Source organism: Hyphomicrobium sp. (assembly GCF_019753045.1).
In the GTDB taxonomy this organism is placed as follows: Bacteria; Pseudomonadota; Alphaproteobacteria; order Rhizobiales; family Hyphomicrobiaceae; genus Hyphomicrobium_B.
This window is the reverse complement of record NZ_JAIELN010000006.1, coordinates 107,858-124,346: the sequence shown is the minus strand read 5'-3', so window position 1 is coordinate 124,346 and position 16,489 is coordinate 107,858. Positions and strand designations below refer to the sequence as shown.

Below are 16,489 nucleotides of genomic sequence, written 5' to 3'. Positions count from 1 at the left end.
GAAAGACCGGCCCACAGAATTACAATCTGCCCACCCCTTATTGATAAGCGCAACCTTTGATAAACACACCCATGGAATTTTGGAGCGCGATCACCGCAAACTTCCTCATTGCGTTCCCCGCGCTGTTTTCGATTGTGAACCCGCTGGGCGGAGCGCTGATCTATAGCCAAATCACGATCGGCCGGCCTGTGTCAGAACGAACATGGCTCGCGTGGCGCGTCGCCTTCTACTCGGCGATTGTCATGCTCGTTTCACTTTTGATCGGCGCCACGCTGATGAGCTTTTTCGGCGTCAGTATCGATGCGCTGCGGGTTGCAGGCGGCACAGTCGTCGCCGTCAGCGGCTGGCGCATGTTGTACAATCCGCAGGAAACCGAAGATCGCAAGCAAGATCACGCGACGGCCGATAAGGCTCGCGCATGGGGCAGCGACGTTGCCTTTTTCCCGCTGACGATGCCGTTCACGACGGGCCCCGGAACAATCTCGGTCGCGATCGCTTTGAGCGCCACGCGTCCCACGTCACCTGTCGCCGAGCTGTTGCCCTTCTATGCCGGCGTCTGCGGCGCCGCGCTCGCCATCGCTTTGCTCGTCGGCATTTGTTACGCTTACGCCGAGCGCGTTGTCGATTTGCTAGGGCCCGCGCGCGCGCGCATTCTCACCCGGCTGTCTGCGTTCCTGCTGCTCTGCATCGGCGTGCAGGTTCTGCTTACCGGCGTCCAGGGAGCGCTGGAGCACGTCATCGCCGCGAAACACTAGCCGAGCGTAGCCTTTTCGGCGACGAGATCGGCCGCTTCGCGCATGCTCGCGCCTTTGAGCAGCAGCCCGAACCACGCGAACAGCTCGCGCGAAATCGGATTCTCGGCAACCCGCCATTCCGGGTGCCACTGCACGGCAAGAACGCGTTCGCCACCGGCCGGGCGAATGCCCTCGATAACGCCGTCAGCGCTCGTCGCTTCAACGGCGAGCTTATTCCCGAGATCGTTCACGCCCTGAAAGTGCGCCGAGTTGACGACGATCGACGATCCTCCCAGCGCGCGTTCCAGGATGCCGCCTGACGTGAGATCGACGCGATGCTCCAACTTGAACATGTCCGCGATCGGCAGCCCCAACGGGGTATGGTGAATTTGCGCCCGCTGCGCTTCCCCGAGATCGCGCCTGAGCGTCGCGCCATAGGCAACCGCGATTTCCTGGAAGCCGCGGCAGATCCCGAGCACCGGCCGATCCTGCTCTACCGATTCTGAAATGAGCCGGAACGCCATCTCGTCACGCCGGGGATCGAATGGCCCATCCCCCTCGTCCGCGCTCCGGTAAAGGTGAGGGGCGACGTTGGAAGGACTTCCCGTCAGCAGCACGCCGTCCAGCCTGCTCAGAATGGATGCCGCGTTCGAAATATCCGGCAGCGAGGGCACCAGCACGAAGTCCGCGCCGACGAACGGCGCTGCGCGAAGGTAGCGCTCGGCAACGCCCTGTACCGGGTCTTCCGGCATGCGTGTGCAGCAAATGACGCCAACGAGAGGCCGACGGGACATGATCCGCTATCCTTCAACATCGCCAGAACGTCTGCCGGATGCATCGAGGTCGAAATCCCGGCAGGCATCGTTATCGACCGGCCCGATACCACCGCCCGGGCAATCGGGCAATCCCGTGACCGGCGGCCGGCACGCGGAACGCGTGTCGCCGGGCACATAGCGAATCCCCCCGCTGTTGCATAACTGAGATTTATCTTCCCCATTTCCCAACGCACAGCCGACCCAATATAGAGTGCGGCAACGATAAGCCGATCTAGGAGTCCAAAGTGGCCGCAGGCTCAAGTTTCGCATGGGAAGATCCGCTGTTGCTGGATGCCCAGCTGACCGAGGATGAAAAGCTGATCCGCGATACCGCGAGATCGTTCGCAGCGCGAAAGCTGCAGCCCCACGTCATCGAAGCCTATGCCCAGGAAAAGACCGACCCCGGCATTTTTCGCGAATTGGGAGATCTTGGTCTCCTCGGCTGCACTCTGCCCGCCGAATACGGCGGCTCCGCATCGAGCTACGTCTCCTACGGCCTGATCGCCCGCGAAATCGAACGTGTCGATTCCGGTTATCGCTCGATGATGAGCGTGCAGTCGTCGCTTGTGATGTATCCGATCCATGCCTACGGCAGCGAAGAGCAGCGCCAGAAATATCTCCCGAAACTTGCAAGCGGCGAATGGATCGGCTGCTTCGGCCTGACCGAGCCCGACGCCGGATCGGACCCCGGCGGCATGCGAACGAGAGCCGAGAAGATTTCAGGCGGCTACCGCCTCACCGGATCCAAGATGTGGATCACCAATTCTCCGATCGCCGACGTCTTCGTCGTCTGGGCCAAATCGGCCGAACACGGCGGCAGCATCCGCGGCTTCATTCTCGAAAAAGGCATGAAAGGCCTTTCGGCGCCGAAGATCTCCGGCAAGCTTTCTTTGCGCGCGTCCGTCACCGGCGAGATCGTCATGGACGGCGTCGACGTGCCCGAAGACGCGTTGTTGCCGAATGCCTCCGGCCTCGCCGGACCGTTCGGCTGCCTCAACCGCGCGCGCTACGGCATTGCTTGGGGCGTGATGGGAGCAGCGGAATTCTGCTTTCACGCCGCGCGGCAGTACACGCTCGACCGCAAGCAGTTCGGCAAGCCTCTCGCCGCCACGCAGCTCATACAGAAAAAGCTCGCCGACATGGAGACCGAGATCACGCTAGGCCTGCAGGCCGCGCTCCGCGTCGGCCGCCTTTTCGACGATGGGCAAATGGCGCCAGAGATGATCTCGCTCATCAAGCGCAACAATTGCGGGAAGGCGCTCGACATCGCGCGCGCGGCCCGCGACATGCATGGCGGCAACGGCATATCGGAAGAGTTCCAGGTCATGCGCCACATGTTGAACCTCGAAACGGTCAACACCTATGAAGGCACGCATGACATTCACGCATTGATCCTCGGCCGCGCCATCACCGGCCTGCAGGCATTCGCATGACGGCATCAGCAGGTACGAAGCCGCTCGCGGGACTGCGCGTCCTCGAGCTTGCGCGGGTCCTCGCGGGCCCCTGGGCCGGACAAACGCTCGCCGATCTCGGCGCGCATGTAATCAAGGTCGAGCGGCCCGAGGGCGGCGATGAAACGCGAACGTGGGGTCCGCCCTTCGTCGAGAGTAACAAAGGCAGCGCCTCAGCCGCATATTTCCACGCAACGAACCGCGGCAAGAAATCGATCGCGCTCAGTTTTGATCAGCCCGCTGGCCTGAATGCGGTGCTGGCGCTCGCGAAAGACGCCGACGTCATTATCGAGAATTTCAAAGTCGGCGGCTTGGCGAAGTACGGCCTCGACTACGCCGCGATAAAGAAAATCAATCCTCGCGTCATTTATTGCTCGATCACTGGCTTCGGCCAGACCGGCCCTTACGCACCCCGCGCAGGCTACGATTACATCGTGCAGGGCATGGGCGGGATCATGGATCTGACCGGCGCGCCGGACGGCGAACCGCAAAAAATCGGCGTCGCGTTCGCTGATATTTTTGCCGGCGTCTACTCGACAGTCGGCATCCTCGCCGCGCTCAATTCCCGCAACGCGACCGGCGAAGGTGCCTACATCGACATGGCGCTCCTCGATACGCAGGTGTCCGTGCTCGCCAACCAAGGAATGAACTATCTCGTTTCCGGAAAACCGCCGCGTCGCCTCGGCAACGCGCATCCGAATATCGTCCCCTATCAGGTGTTCAACGCGGCGGACCGTCCAATTATCATCGCGGCAGGCAACGACGGACAATTCGCTCGCGTCTGCGAAGTACTGGGTCTGTCGGGCCTCGAAGCCGACGAACGCTTCAACACGAACGCACGCCGCGTTACCAACCGCGCGGCTCTCATTCCACTCATCGAAGCTGAAACGGTGAAGAGATCATCCGTCGATCTGTTGGCAGCCTTAGAGGCGGCTGGCGTGCCTGCGGGACCCGTGAACCGGCTCGATCAGACGTTCGCCGATCCGCAGGTCATCGCGCGCCAACTACGCCAGGACCTGACCCGGGCCGACGGAACATCGGTCCCGGCAATCCGCAGCCCGATCGTCATGAATGGCGAACCCTGCGTCGCAACCGTTCCGAGCCCTGAGCTTGGCGAGCACACGTCGGATATCTTGGATTTGCTGGCCGAAGGAAGCGATCCATGGACCGCCTTCCCGAAAGAGGCCGGCTAAATCTCGCGAAGCCTAGGCAGAGCGCTCGAATACGTTCGCGGATGCTTCGGGCCGGTCAGATGCGCATAGGCTGAGATCGGCATCGGCTTGCCGAAAAGATAGCCTTGCAGCTCGTGGCAGCGAACAAGCCGGAGCATCGCAACCTGCTCGTCCGATTCCACGCCTTCCGCCACGACGCGCAATCCCATGGCGCGCCCGAGCCCAATGACGGAATTGACGATCGCGCCCGCATCCGAATTGTTGGTCATGTCGGACACGAAACTGCGGTCGACTTTGATCCGGTCGAACGGAAATGCCCTGAGCGTACTGAGCGACGAATATCCGGTCCCGAAATCGTCGATGGCGACGCTGACACCGAGATCCTTGATCTCGCGCAACGTCATCTTGGCCGTCGCCAGGTCCTGGATGAAAAGGCTCTCGGTCACCTCGACCTCGAGACGTTCCGGTGCAAGACCCGTTTCTGACAGCACGTCCTTCACGAGCTGCGCGAAATCGGCCTGGACGATCTGAGCCGCTGAAACGTTGACCGCAACTCTGAGCTGCGCCGTCCAGCGCGCGGCTTCCCTGCAGGCTTCACGCAGCACGAAGGCGCCCATGGGAATGATGGCGCCACTCGCTTCGGCGGCCGGAATGAAATCCGCGGGAGATATCGAACCGTGCTCCGGATGGTTCCACCGGAGCAGAGCTTCGAAGCCGCCGACCGCGACCGTTCGGGCATCGACCTGTGGCTGGAAAACGATCGACAGCTCACCCTTGTCGATAGCGAGCCCCACGTCACGCTGCATGATGCGGCGCCGATGCTGCTCGCGCTGCATCGCCGACTCAAAGAGCGCGTACCCGCATCCACCTCTCTTGACGCAGCGCCGTGCCGTCTCGGCATGCGCTAGCAGAGCATCCTGATCCTTTCCGTCTGCAGGGAAATTAGAAACGCCGACGACCGCTTCGACGGAAATCCGCTCGCCGCTCTCAAGGTCGTAGCGGCCGCTCAAGCCCTCAACGATCTGGCGGGCGAACTCTTTGCATGCGCCATCCTCTGGGTCGACCGTCTTGGCAACCAGAAACTCATCGCCGCCCAGACGGACGATCAAATCGGACTCGGATGCAACCGATCTGAGACGATCGGCAACTTTCCTGAGCACGATGTCTCCGACCGAATGCCCGTGAAGATCGTTGATCGCCCTGAAATCGGCGAGGTCGACATGGAAAATGCCGACGGACCGCTCCATTTCCGAAGCCCGCTGCAGCGCCAGCGTAAGCCGCTTCCGAAGCGTCGCGCGATTGCCGAGTCCCGTCAAAGGATCGAAAAACGCTAGCTCGTTGAGCTGCGATCGCGCATCCGTGCTCTCGATCGCCATTGCGCAGATGTTCACGCACTTGGAAACGATCAGACGCTCGAGGTCGCTCGCTCCGCGCGATTTGCGAAAATAAAATGCGAAAGCCCCGAGCACCCGTCCGTCGGGCGCCTCGATGGGACTCGACCAACAAGCACGCAGCCCGTGGTGCAACGCGTGATTCTTGAAATCTTCCCAAAGTGGATCGGTTTGAATGTCCTGAACTTCAACCGCCTCCCTCCGGAAAATTGCCGTACCGCAGGAGCCGACATTGGGCCCGATGGTAATCCCGTCCACCCATCCGCCGGCTCCGGGGAGGCTCGGGCCTGCAATGAAGCTGAGGCGGCCGTCGTCGTCGACGCTGATAACGGAACAGATGACTTCGGGAGCGAGCGCTTCGACTTCATGGCAAAGCATGGTCATCACGTTCAGGAGGCTTTCGCCGGATGCAATTCCGACAAGCATCTCCCGTTGAAGAGTTTGCAGCCTCTCCTTGACGTAATCAGCATTTGCAAGCGGGGCGCCGCTCAACATCATGGCTCGGCAATTTCTCTGAGGCGTCGCACGACATCTACCTGTAGGACACGAGCACTCTGACCGGTATGTAAAGAAAAAGTTGCGGAGAGTTTAATCTGAAGTCCACCTATGTTTTTGCGAGTACCATCAGAGATGAAATCGACAATTTGGCTAACAAGCCTTTGCCGATCGGTGCCGAATTGAAACGCCCCGCCGACCGATATCACCGCTGCTCGGCATCATCGCAAACGAAACATTAACGCCGGCGGAAGGGGTTCCCAAATCCGTCGCTGATACCCCGCGCCGAGTTCGCGGACGGAGTGAGAAAGGGAAGCTATAGCGGTAGGACGCCGCAGCCCAAATATCGTCAAATTCAGGTCTCGCCGCCGGGGCATGATCCGGGTCTTGGATGACCATCCGGCAGAACAGTCTGACCCCGCCGGAGGGCCTCTCGCGCGCCTAGTTGAAATATCCCCATTCCTAGCAGATATAGGCGACGCCACACCGTTATTTCCCACCCACCTAGGTCACACCGGAATAACATGCCCTTGATGCTTGACCGTCGACACGTCTTGGCTGGCGCCTTAACCAGCGCCGCGGTGGGATGGAGCAGCTCCGCAATGAGCGATGCACCGATTGGCGCCGCCGTCCTCGGATCGCCGCAGCCGTTTTCTTTCGACGACCTGAAGCAAAGAGCGAAAACCTTATCTCAGGCCCCCTACGCCCCTCCGCCCCAGCCGGACGCCGGCGATCCGCTGCGGGGCATGACTTTCGATACGTTCGCCCAGGCAGTCTACAAGCCGGAAATGGAGCTCTGGCGGGACGTGCCGGGCGCCCAGACCGTGCGGCTCTTCCCTCAAGGGCGGTTCTACGCGGAGCCAGTCGGCATCTACGTGCTCGAGAATGGCTCGGCCCGCGAGGTGGTTTACAACCCCGACTACTTCAATATGCCGGCGGATCATCCGCTCAGAAAATTGAAGTCGGCGGGTTTTGCCGGTTTTCGATTGATGAGCCGGGGCGGCCAGAGCGATTGGCTCGCCTATCTCGGCGCTTCCTATTTCCGCGCCTCCGACCCCTACGACCAGTATGGCGGATCGGCGCGAGGATTGGCCATCAACACCGGCGAGCCCGAAGAATTCCCGCGCTTCACCAACTTCTGGCTGGAGCCCAATGGCAGCGGCATGACCATCTACGCCCTGCTCGAGAGCAAGAGCGTGACCGGCGCCTACCGGATGGACAGCCGGCGCATCGAAGGGGGCCAGGGCGGCGCTATCCAGGACATCGAGTGCGAGCTCTATTTCCGCGCTCCCGTTCGTTTGCTCGGCATCGCCCCGTTGACCGGCATGTTCTGGTACGGCGAAAATTCCGGGCATTTCCGGGGCGACTGGCGCCCGGAGGTTCACGATTGCGACGGCCTCTCCATGTGGACCGGCCGCGGTGAACGCATCTGGCGGCCGCTTTCCAATCCGCCCCGCATCGTCACCAATAGCTTCCTCGACGACAATCCCAAGGGTTACGGGCTGATCCAGCGCGACCGCAACTTCGAGAACTACCAGGACGACAGCCTATTCTATGACAGGCGGCCAAGCATGTGGGTCGAGCCGTTATCTGGCTGGGGCAAAGGCGCCATCAAGCTCGTGCAGTTGCCGACGCCGAACGAAACCGAAGACAACATTGTCGCCTTCTGGAATCCCGAACAACCGATCGTGGCCGGATCGGTCATCAACGCGCGCTATCGGTTGTATTGGGGTCTGGATTCGCCGCCGACCGGCGACGTCGCCCGCATCGTCGCCACACGCGTAGGCATCGGCGGTCTCGGCGGACGCGACCTCGATCTCCGCCACACCAAGCCGGGCTCGCGGAAATTCATGATCGACGTGGAAGGCAAGACCTTGGAGGACGAGGTTCGCTACGGCGGCCTGGAGACGATCGTCACGACATCCCACGGCACGATCAGCGGCGTCGAAGCATTTCCCGTTGTCGGCACCAAGCGCTGGCGCATGATGTTCGACTTGGGCGACCTCGACGGCCAGCCCGCCGATCTCCGCGCTTTCCTTGCGAAGAAGGGGGAAGCGCTGAGCGAAACCTGGCTCTATCAGGCTTTCCCCTGACGGGGTCGTGCACCACGTCGTCGGCTAAGATCGTCTTTAAAGGCCTTTAGAGAGAACGCGCGGAACGATCGCCCCGCAGCGAGGTTCAGTGTCGTGGGGGCCGGAAGCATGCGCTTCCGCCTTTCTCCGCAATGATCTCCTCGTCTAGCGATCGGAGGCATCGGCTGCACATGGTCACCACGGACCAATTGCGAGCGCTCTTTCCCGAAGCTGCAAACCTCAAGGCCCATTCCCCGCCCGCCCCCATCGATCAGCGCGATATACTGGTCGACGGCGCACTCAAGCGCTGGACCGGCGAAACCATTCCCGTCCGCTCCGCGATCTGCGCGCGCAAACCTGATGGAACTCTCGAACAGATCCCGCTGGGAAGCTATCCGACGGCGGGAATTCCGGAGGCGATGGAAGCGCTAGCTGCAGCCGTTGAAGCCTACGACGACGGCCGGGGCGAATGGCCTACGATGGCAGTCTCCGAGCGCATCGCCTGCATGCAGGAATTCACGCGGCTGATGATGGAGAGCCGAGCCACGATCGTCGAACTCATCATGTGGGAGATCGGCAAGAGCCGCGTCGATTCCGAAAAGGAGTTCGACCGCACCATCGACTACATCAAGGCGACTATCGAAGCGCTGAAGGAACTCGACAACGCCAACTCGCGCTTTTTGGTGGTCGAAGGAACGATCGGCCAAATCCGCCGAACGCCGCTCGGTGTTGTGCTCTGCATGGGCCCCTATAATTATCCGGTGAACGAAACGTTCGCGACGCTCATCCCTGCGATGATCATGGGCAATTCCGTCGTCTTCAAACCGCCGACATATGGCGTGCTTCTGTTCAATCCCCTGCTCCAGGCCTTCAAGAAAGCGTTCCCGCCGGGCGTCATCAACACCGTTTACGGCAAGGGCGAGGAAATCGTCCCCGCACTGCTCGAATCCGGAAAAATCAACGTCCTCACATTGATTGGCTCGAGCAAGGTCGCGGACCACCTGAAGAAGATGCATCCGAAGGTGAACCGCCTTCGCGCCATCCTCGGCCTCGACGCAAAGAACGCGGCAATCGTGCTTCCTGACGCCGACATGAACCTCGCCGTGAAGGAATGCGTGACGGGTGCGCTTTCGTTCAACGGACAGCGTTGCACGGCCCTCAAGATGTTGATCGTCCATCGCGACATCGTCGACACCTTCACTGAGCGCCTCGTCGCGGAAGTCGAGAAGCTCAAGATCGGAATGCCTTGGGAAAAGCGCGTGGTGATAACCCCGCTCCCCGACCTTTCCAAAGTTCGGCACATGACGCGGCTCGTCGAAGACGCAAAATCGAAAGGCGCGCGCGTTCTCAATGAGGGCGGCGGAACGGTATGCGGAACGCTCTTTGCGCCGGCCGTCGTCTACCCGGTCAAGGAAAACATGCTCCTGTATCGGGAGGAACAGTTCGGCCCGATCGTGCCTGTCATGTCTTTCGACGATTTGGAAACCGCACTTGAATACGTCATCACGTCCGAGCACGGACAGCAGGTGTCGATCTTCAGTGAAAATCCAGAAACCATCGGCAAGCTTGTCGATCCGCTCGTCAATCAGGTGTGCCGCGTGAACGTCAATTGCCAATGCCAGCGCGGACCGGATGTCTTCCCGTTCACGGGACGCAAGGATTCAGCCGAAGGAACGCTGTCGGTGACGGACGCATTGAGATCGTTCTCAATCCGCTCCATGGTTGCCGCGAAGCAGACGGACGATTCAAAACGCATATTGAACAAGATCGTCCGCGACCACGACAGCAACTTCATCAACACGGACTTTATCTTCTGATCGGCTCGAACGCGAGGAAGCCGGGGAAAATTCGCCCCCTCCCCGTGCCCGTTCCTCTTCGGGCGGCGCATTAGAGCAGCACGCCACATAATATCTCGCGAAGAGGATCTTTTCGGCGCACAATTAGCTTGACCAACGCCAAGAGAAATAGCACGGCGATGCGGGGAATCCCTTCACCGGAGACGCCATGCAGATCCTTCTGCGAGGAGACTGGAGACAAAGGCTCCGCCTCATTTCAGGGCTGATCCTGTTTGCCTTTGCGACGACCCACTTCCTCAATCACGCCCTCGCGCTATTCGATCTGCAAACGATGTACGAAGTCCAGCAATGGCGCTGGATCGTAACGCGCTCGTGGCCGGGCACGATCATCCTCGCCGCCGCGCTCCTCACACACATCGTGCTTGCGCTCGACAAGCTTTCCGACCGCGCCACTCTGCGCCTTCCGGCGTGGGAATTCATCCAGCTCACCCTAGGCCTCGCCATTCCATTTCTGCTTCTGCCGCACATCGTCAACACACGCTTTGCGCGCGACATCTTCGGAGTGAACGATACCTACCTCTACGAGCTCGCGCGGCTCTGGCCGGACAGTGCCGTGCTGCAAAGCACGCTCCTGCTGGTCGTTTGGATACACGGGTGCATGGGAATTCATTTCTGGCTGCGTCTTTACGCGCCATACCGGAAATTCCAGCCGCTCCTGCTGTTGATCGCCATCGCCATTCCGATCGCGGCGCTTGGCGGCTTCATGGTCGGCGGCCGCGCCGTCGCGCAGATGATCGCCGATCCGAAAACGTTTGAAGAGGTGAAGCAGCTTTCTCATTGGCCAAGCCCCGATAACGCCGACCGCTTGGCTGCCATGCGCCTGATCGTTCGCATCGTCTTCGCAGCGATGCTGACAGCGGCTCTCGGTCTTCTCATCTGGCCGGCAATCCAACGCCGCTACTGGCCGCACTTCATTATCAATTACGTCGGCGGTGGTTCTGCGAACTGCACATTCGGACCGACGTTGCTCGAAATCAGCCGGATGAACGGCATCCCGCACGCATCCGTTTGTGGTGGCCGCGCCCGCTGTTCCACATGCAGGGTCCGGGTCGAGGAAGGCATCGACGCTATTCCTCCGGCAACGTTTCCCGAAGCAGTCACGCTTGCGAGCATCGGAGCGCCCCAGAACGTGCGCCTCGCCTGCCAGGTGAGACCGCGCGGCCCAATGACGGTCACAAGGTTGCTCAGGCCATCCACGGCAAGTCCTGCGGATGCAGATGAAGCGGAGCGCGGTTCCGAGGGCATCGAAAAGCCGCTAGCCGCTTTCGTGCTCGACTTGCGCGATTTCACGCGGCTCTCACAGAAGAAAATGCCTCACGACATCGTCTTTATGCTGAACGAAGTCTTCGCCGCGGCAGGTAGCGCCATCGCCGTCCACGATGGTTGGATCGATAAGTTTATCGGCGACGGGCTGCTCGCTGTGTTCGGCGAAAAGCATGGCATTGAAATCGGCTGCCGCCAGGCGCTCAGAGCCGCGCGAGACATCGATCTCGCACTGGACCACATCAATGCCAAGATGGAAGCTGAATTCGGACGGCCCCTTCGCGTCGGCATTGGCATCGAGGCCGGTCCGCTATTAATGGGACGGATTGGCTTCGGCCCGAACGTCGACATGACTGTGATCGGCAGTGCCGTGAACGTCGCGAGCCGCCTCGAAGCCGTCGCCAAAGACAAGGGCGCCCAGGTCGTCATATCCCGCGAGGTCGCAAGGCTCGCCGGGTGGACGCCCGCTCCCGAACTCCTCTCCAAAGTGGATATTCGCGGCGTCAGCGAACCCCTCGAGATCGTCGCGATCCCGCGCGGCCGCGATCTCCCGGCAAGTCTCCTTGCCTCCATTGAGGACGTGGACGAGCGCGTCGTCGGCAGAGCGGCCTTTTGAGGCACCGCCCGAGCCGTCGCGTTTGCGGTGCAGTAAAACTATGAAAAATCTAGTGATATTCCGTTTCCGCATAACGGTTATTCCTTGCCCGTGCGTTGCGGACACCCATCATTTCGCACATGCACAACGAGTGCCGGGATGGCAAACGCGAGTGAAGGTGCGATGGGCAAACCTGAATTTATTGGCAAGAAGTCGAAAGCGGCCGGTGGCTGGGGCGCGCTGAAGAGCTGCGGAAAGAAGCTGCTCGCGAGCGGCACACCGCTTTCCGGCGCCGTGACGATGCTGAAAGCCAATCAGCCGGATGGCTTTGACTGCCCTGGCTGCGCCTGGGGCGACCCCGAGCACGGCTCATCATTCGAGTTCTGCGAAAACGGCGTGAAAGCCGTCGCCTGGGAATCGACCGACAAACGCGTCAAGCCGGACTTCTTCAAGAAGCACACGGTCAGCGAGCTTCGCACCTGGACCGACTACGACCTCGAGCGCGAAGGCCGCTTGACCCATCCGATGCGCTACGACGCTGCGACCGACCGCTACGTGCAAGCCGGCTGGGACGAAGCCTTCGGTGAAATAGCCGGCGTCCTGAATAGCCTCGACAGCCCCGACCGCGCTGAATTCTACACCTCCGGCCGCGCGTCGAACGAAGCCGCCTTCATCTATCAGCTCTTCGTGCGCCTCTACGGCACGAACAATTTTCCTGACTGCTCGAACATGTGCCACGAGGCGAGCGGCGTCGCGCTCGACCAGGCCGTCGGCATCGGCAAAGGCACGGTCATGCTCGAGGATTTCGAGAAGGCCGACGCGATCTTCGTCATCGGACAGAACCCCGGCACGAACCATCCGCGCATGCTCGGCGATCTCCGCCGTGCGGCCCTCCGCGGTGCCCGCATCGCCGTCTTCAACCCGGTGCGCGAGAAAGGCCTCGAACGCTTCGCCGACCCTCAGGACAAGCTGGAAATGATCACGGGCGGCTCGACGCCGATCGCCAGCGAATACTTTCAAGTCCGCGTCGGCGGCGACATGGCCGCGGTACGCGGTATGGCGAAGGCCGTCTTCGCTGCAGATGACGCGGCACTCGCTGCGGGACGCCCGTCGGTCCTCGATCACAGCTTCCTGAAGCAGCACACATCGGGATTTGAATTCTATAAGGCGAGCGTCGACGCAACGACGTGGGACCAGATCGAAAGTCAATCCGGCCTGTCGCGAGCACAGCTCGAAGAGCTCGCGCAAATCTATATCGGATCGAACAGAACGATCTGCACGTGGGCGATGGGCGCGACGCAGCATCGCCACTCGGTCGCCACCATCCGCGAAATTGCGAACTTCATGTTCCTGCGTGGCAACATCGGACGGCCGGGCACGGGGCTGTGTCCGGTGCGCGGCCACTCGAACGTTCAGGGCGATCGCACGGTCGGCATAAACGAGAAGCCGCCGCGCCAATTCCTCGATGCACTCGAAAAGGAACTCGGCGTTTCAATGCCGCGCCGTAACGGCCACAACGTCCTGGCAGCAATCGGCGCGATGCTCGATGGATCAGCACAGGCCTTCATCGCTCTCGGCGGTAATTTCGCCCGCGCGACGCCCGACAGCCCGTTGATCGCCAAAGCGCTGATGAACCAGAAGCTCACCGTCAATATTGCGACGAAGCTCAATCATTCGCATCTGCTTCCGGGTAAGGTCAGCTATATTCTGCCCTGCCTCGGACGCACCGAAATCGATCGCAATGCCGACGGCGTCGCGCAAATCGTGACCGTCGAAGACTCGATGAGCATGGTACACGGATCGGGCGGCATCAACCGGCCGGCTTCGCCCGAGCTTCGCTCCGAAATCGGCATCATCGCCGGCATCGCGGAAGCAACGGTTGGATCGGCGACCGTTGATTGGAAGGGCCTTGCGCATCACTACGACCGCATCCGCGATCTGATCGCACGCACCATTCCTGGCTTCCACGATTACAACAAGCGTGTTCGCCGCCCGCGTGGCTTCCGCCTGCCCAACGGCGCCGCGGAACGCATCTGGCATACACCGTCGCAGAAAGCGACCTTCTCGAGCGCAGAGCTTCCCGACCGGACCGAGCACCAGCTCGCGATCGCCGAGCAAGGCACGTTCGTCCTCCAGACGTTCCGCTCGCACGATCAATATAATACGACTGTCTATGGCCTCGATGATCGCTACCGCGGCGTCTACGGAGAGCGCCGCGTGGTCTTCGTCAATCCGACGGACCTCGCGGAAATCGGTGCCGAAGCCGGCGATCGCGTCGACATCATCGGACGGCATGATGACGGCGTCGAGCGGATCGCGGAAAGCTTCCGCGTCGTTCCCTATGAACTCCCGCGCGGCTCGGTCGCCGGTTATTATCCCGAGCTGAACGTGCTCGTCCCGCTGTCGATCGCCGGTGCCGAGAGCGATACGCCGACTTCGAAATCGGTGCTGGTGTCGTTCCGCCTCTCCGGGCAAGCTAAGGCCGCATGAGCGCGGACGGCGAAGACGAAATCACGGAAGAAACGATTCTCGAGGCCGTCTCGGCCTTGAGATCCGAAGAGGCGGCGCTATCCCCCTTGGGGGCCGCAATACTCGCGGCCCTGCATTTCGGCATCGCCAACGACACCAGAACTTTTTCCAGAAAATTCGACATCGCGCACGCACTTGCACTTCGCGAGATCACGGCGCTTTCCGGCGACCTCGGGCTTGTTACCGTCGTCGGGCGAAATCCGCGCACGCAACGCACCGAACTCGCATTGAGCGAGCAAGGTCTGCACCTCTTGTCGCGTGCGACAGGAACACAATGAATGCTGCCTTAACGACGGCACTTTCTCACGTTACGCACGGTCTTCCCTTCAACCTCGGCTGATCGGCATATGCTTTGAGCATTGCTTATGTCCGATGCCGCTCCTTCTTCGATCTGACACGTACATGTGCTACAACGTTGCAAGTGGGGGAGAACATTCGGAGGCACCGATGGACTCTTCTCACGCCTACCAGCCCGAAGCCCTCGAACGTATGACCCTGGTCCTCGCGCGCGCCGCAAAGGAACTCCGCCTCGACGGCACGCGCCCCGGCGAAATAGAGCGGCTAGCCGCTTGCATTCTCTCGATCGGAAATAGGTACAGCGACGTCAATCGTCTGCTGGAGAAAGCCGTGCGCCTGTATCTTCGCGCTAAGCCTCTCGGCGTCGAAACATCTCGTCGGAGCCGTTCCGAAACGATCTCAGTCTGCTAACTAATTGCGGGGTGAGAGACTCGGGATGACGTCGTTGTCGACATCCGTTCCGGACAACACGCCTGTGCGCTCCGACAGGCTTCTGTCGCTGTGGAAGCTGTAGGCAACAGCGGCAATACCGGCGACGACAACAAGCGCCAGAAGCCATGGAAATCGGACGCGCGGCGAGGAAGCACGCTCCGATTGCCCTTCGATCTTCTCGGGTGTAACGGCCATAGCATCCTCCTGGGTTCGCCCATCTGGCAAAAACCCATGCTCGGCCCTCAGGTTCCACAAGTCCGGCTAGTGCGCGCCCCACGGCATGACGGGGACGGTCGAAATAGCGTTATAGGGTGAGCCTTCGATTAACCGATCGCTGATCGCCACGTAAACGAGCGTATTGCGCTTCCTGTCCACCGTCCGGAACACGTGAGTGTGCTTAAAGAAAAGCGACGTGCTCGCCGAATACACTTCGGCTTGATCGGGAAGTTTCGAAATGTCGGCGCTGATCGGTCCGACCTGCCGGCACGCGATGGAAAACATCGAAGGATCTTCGGCCAAGCCGAACGTCCCTTTGAGACCGCCCGTTCGCGCCTGACTGATATGGCACGCGACGCCCGGCGCCTTCGGATCATCGAAGCCGCTTACACAGACTTTATCGTTTGCACCGACGATTCGAAATGTCGTGCTGACGCAGGCAATGTCATCCGCCCTGGCGCCCCAAGCCGAAAGCATCAAAAAGACGATAGCGGCCGGAAAATATTTCATCACTTTCTCCCTCGCACCTGATTGTCGGCGCTCGGGGAAAGTGGATATCACGGCCTCGCTGCGCAAGAAGGCCTGCGGCTTCTGCCGTTGCGATCAATCACTCACTTTATACGATATGCGTGTCGCGCCTCGGCAATCTCCGCGCTCAAATCCGAGACAAGTATGCGACTACCGCTGTCTGAGATATCGCGCGGGCACATCTCCAGCATTGACAAGTGCCTCGATGCAGTCTCTCGAAAGCACCCTGCGATTGCTCTCGAAACATCTACGCAGCTCGGAACTTCCCTGCTTGTACTTTCCACAGAGGCTGCTGTAGTCGGCGGAGCATGCGTCCTTGACCTTCCGGGTGTAGGCCTGGCCCGGCATTCCGAAGAACGTCAGCGCTGCTGCGGAAATTACAATTGTTTGAACTATTTTTATCGTCTTCATCGCTGCCATTCGGACCTGAGCGGCCCACCCCTTATTGTAAATACGCATCCGCCAATGCCACGACATTGAGTTACGTGGCGCGAATTTCAAGCAAATAGAGCACGATGTTGCACATATGCCTCCGGCGACGTAACGGGCCTTTCCTGCAAGCAATCACCGATCCTTGCAACCAGTTTATTGATAACCATGTTCTAGAGGCCAAATAGCGGCCGGGTTGCGGTCGTCGGCACAG

13 protein-coding genes are annotated in these 16,489 nt (G+C 60.6%); 9 read left to right on the top strand and 4 right to left on the bottom strand.

Going from position 1 to position 16,489, the window contains the following annotated elements; translation table 11 throughout:
- Positions 1 to 71 precede the first annotated feature (71 nt).
- Positions 72 to 755, top strand: a complete 684-nt coding sequence (locus K2Q04_RS07360; protein ID WP_291161322.1) for a MarC family protein — start codon at positions 72 to 74, stop codon at positions 753 to 755.
- Here K2Q04_RS07360 and K2Q04_RS07355 read toward each other — a convergent pair.
- Positions 752 to 1,528 carry a gamma-glutamyl-gamma-aminobutyrate hydrolase family protein gene (locus K2Q04_RS07355; protein WP_291161319.1) on the bottom strand — a complete coding sequence of 259 codons (777 nt, stop codon included), beginning with the start codon at positions 1,526 to 1,528 and terminating at the stop codon, positions 752 to 754. The two genes, K2Q04_RS07360 and K2Q04_RS07355, sit on opposite strands and share 4 nt — an antisense overlap.
- Positions 1,529 to 1,794: 266 nt before the next feature.
- Here K2Q04_RS07355 and K2Q04_RS07350 point away from each other — a divergent pair, with 266 nt between their 5' ends.
- The gene (locus K2Q04_RS07350; protein ID WP_291161318.1) at positions 1,795 to 2,982 is read left to right on the top strand and encodes an acyl-CoA dehydrogenase; all 1,188 of its coding nucleotides are present in this window, start codon (positions 1,795 to 1,797) and stop codon (positions 2,980 to 2,982) included.
- On the top strand, positions 2,979 to 4,193 hold the full coding sequence (locus K2Q04_RS07345; protein WP_291161317.1) for a CaiB/BaiF CoA-transferase family protein: 1,215 nt from the start codon (positions 2,979 to 2,981) through the stop codon (positions 4,191 to 4,193). The genes K2Q04_RS07350 and K2Q04_RS07345 overlap by 4 nt, the downstream gene beginning before the upstream one ends.
- Here K2Q04_RS07345 and K2Q04_RS07340 read toward each other — a convergent pair.
- Positions 4,190 to 6,061, bottom strand: a complete 1,872-nt coding sequence (locus tag K2Q04_RS07340; protein ID WP_291161315.1) for an EAL domain-containing protein — start codon at positions 6,059 to 6,061, stop codon at positions 4,190 to 4,192. The genes K2Q04_RS07345 and K2Q04_RS07340 overlap by 4 nt on opposite strands.
- Positions 6,062 to 6,660: 599 nt before the next feature.
- On the opposite strand from K2Q04_RS07340, the gene K2Q04_RS07335 reads away from it, so the two are divergent.
- From K2Q04_RS07335 to K2Q04_RS07310, 6 genes are all read left to right on the top strand, one after another.
- The gene (locus K2Q04_RS07335; RefSeq protein ID WP_291161313.1) at positions 6,661 to 8,151 is read left to right on the top strand and encodes a glucan biosynthesis protein D; all 1,491 of its coding nucleotides are present in this window, start codon (positions 6,661 to 6,663) and stop codon (positions 8,149 to 8,151) included.
- A 170-nt stretch (positions 8,152 to 8,321) separates the two neighbouring features.
- The gene (locus tag K2Q04_RS07330; protein ID WP_291161311.1) at positions 8,322 to 9,947 is read left to right on the top strand and encodes an NADP-dependent glyceraldehyde-3-phosphate dehydrogenase; all 1,626 of its coding nucleotides are present in this window, start codon (positions 8,322 to 8,324) and stop codon (positions 9,945 to 9,947) included.
- A 187-nt stretch (positions 9,948 to 10,134) separates the two neighbouring features.
- The gene (locus K2Q04_RS07325; protein WP_291161308.1) at positions 10,135 to 11,865 is read left to right on the top strand and encodes an adenylate/guanylate cyclase domain-containing protein; all 1,731 of its coding nucleotides are present in this window, start codon (positions 10,135 to 10,137) and stop codon (positions 11,863 to 11,865) included.
- 162 nt (positions 11,866 to 12,027) lie between these two features.
- A complete protein-coding gene (locus tag K2Q04_RS07320; RefSeq protein ID WP_291161762.1) occupies positions 12,028 to 14,334 on the top strand; it encodes an FdhF/YdeP family oxidoreductase in 2,307 nt (768 codons plus the stop codon).
- Positions 14,331 to 14,651 carry a hypothetical protein gene (locus K2Q04_RS07315; RefSeq protein WP_291161306.1) on the top strand — a complete coding sequence of 107 codons (321 nt, stop codon included), beginning with the start codon at positions 14,331 to 14,333 and terminating at the stop codon, positions 14,649 to 14,651. The genes K2Q04_RS07320 and K2Q04_RS07315 overlap by 4 nt, the downstream gene beginning before the upstream one ends.
- A gap of 169 nt (positions 14,652 to 14,820) precedes the next feature.
- A complete protein-coding gene (locus tag K2Q04_RS07310) occupies positions 14,821 to 15,081 on the top strand; it encodes a hypothetical protein (RefSeq protein ID WP_291161304.1) in 261 nt (86 codons plus the stop codon).
- Here K2Q04_RS07310 and K2Q04_RS07305 read toward each other — a convergent pair whose 3' ends face one another.
- On the bottom strand, positions 15,082 to 15,297 hold the full coding sequence (locus tag K2Q04_RS07305; protein WP_291161301.1) for a hypothetical protein: 216 nt from the start codon (positions 15,295 to 15,297) through the stop codon (positions 15,082 to 15,084).
- A gap of 66 nt (positions 15,298 to 15,363) precedes the next feature.
- Positions 15,364 to 15,828, bottom strand: a complete 465-nt coding sequence (locus tag K2Q04_RS07300) for a CreA family protein (RefSeq protein WP_291161299.1) — start codon at positions 15,826 to 15,828, stop codon at positions 15,364 to 15,366.
- Between the last annotated feature and the right edge of the window lie 661 nt (positions 15,829 to 16,489).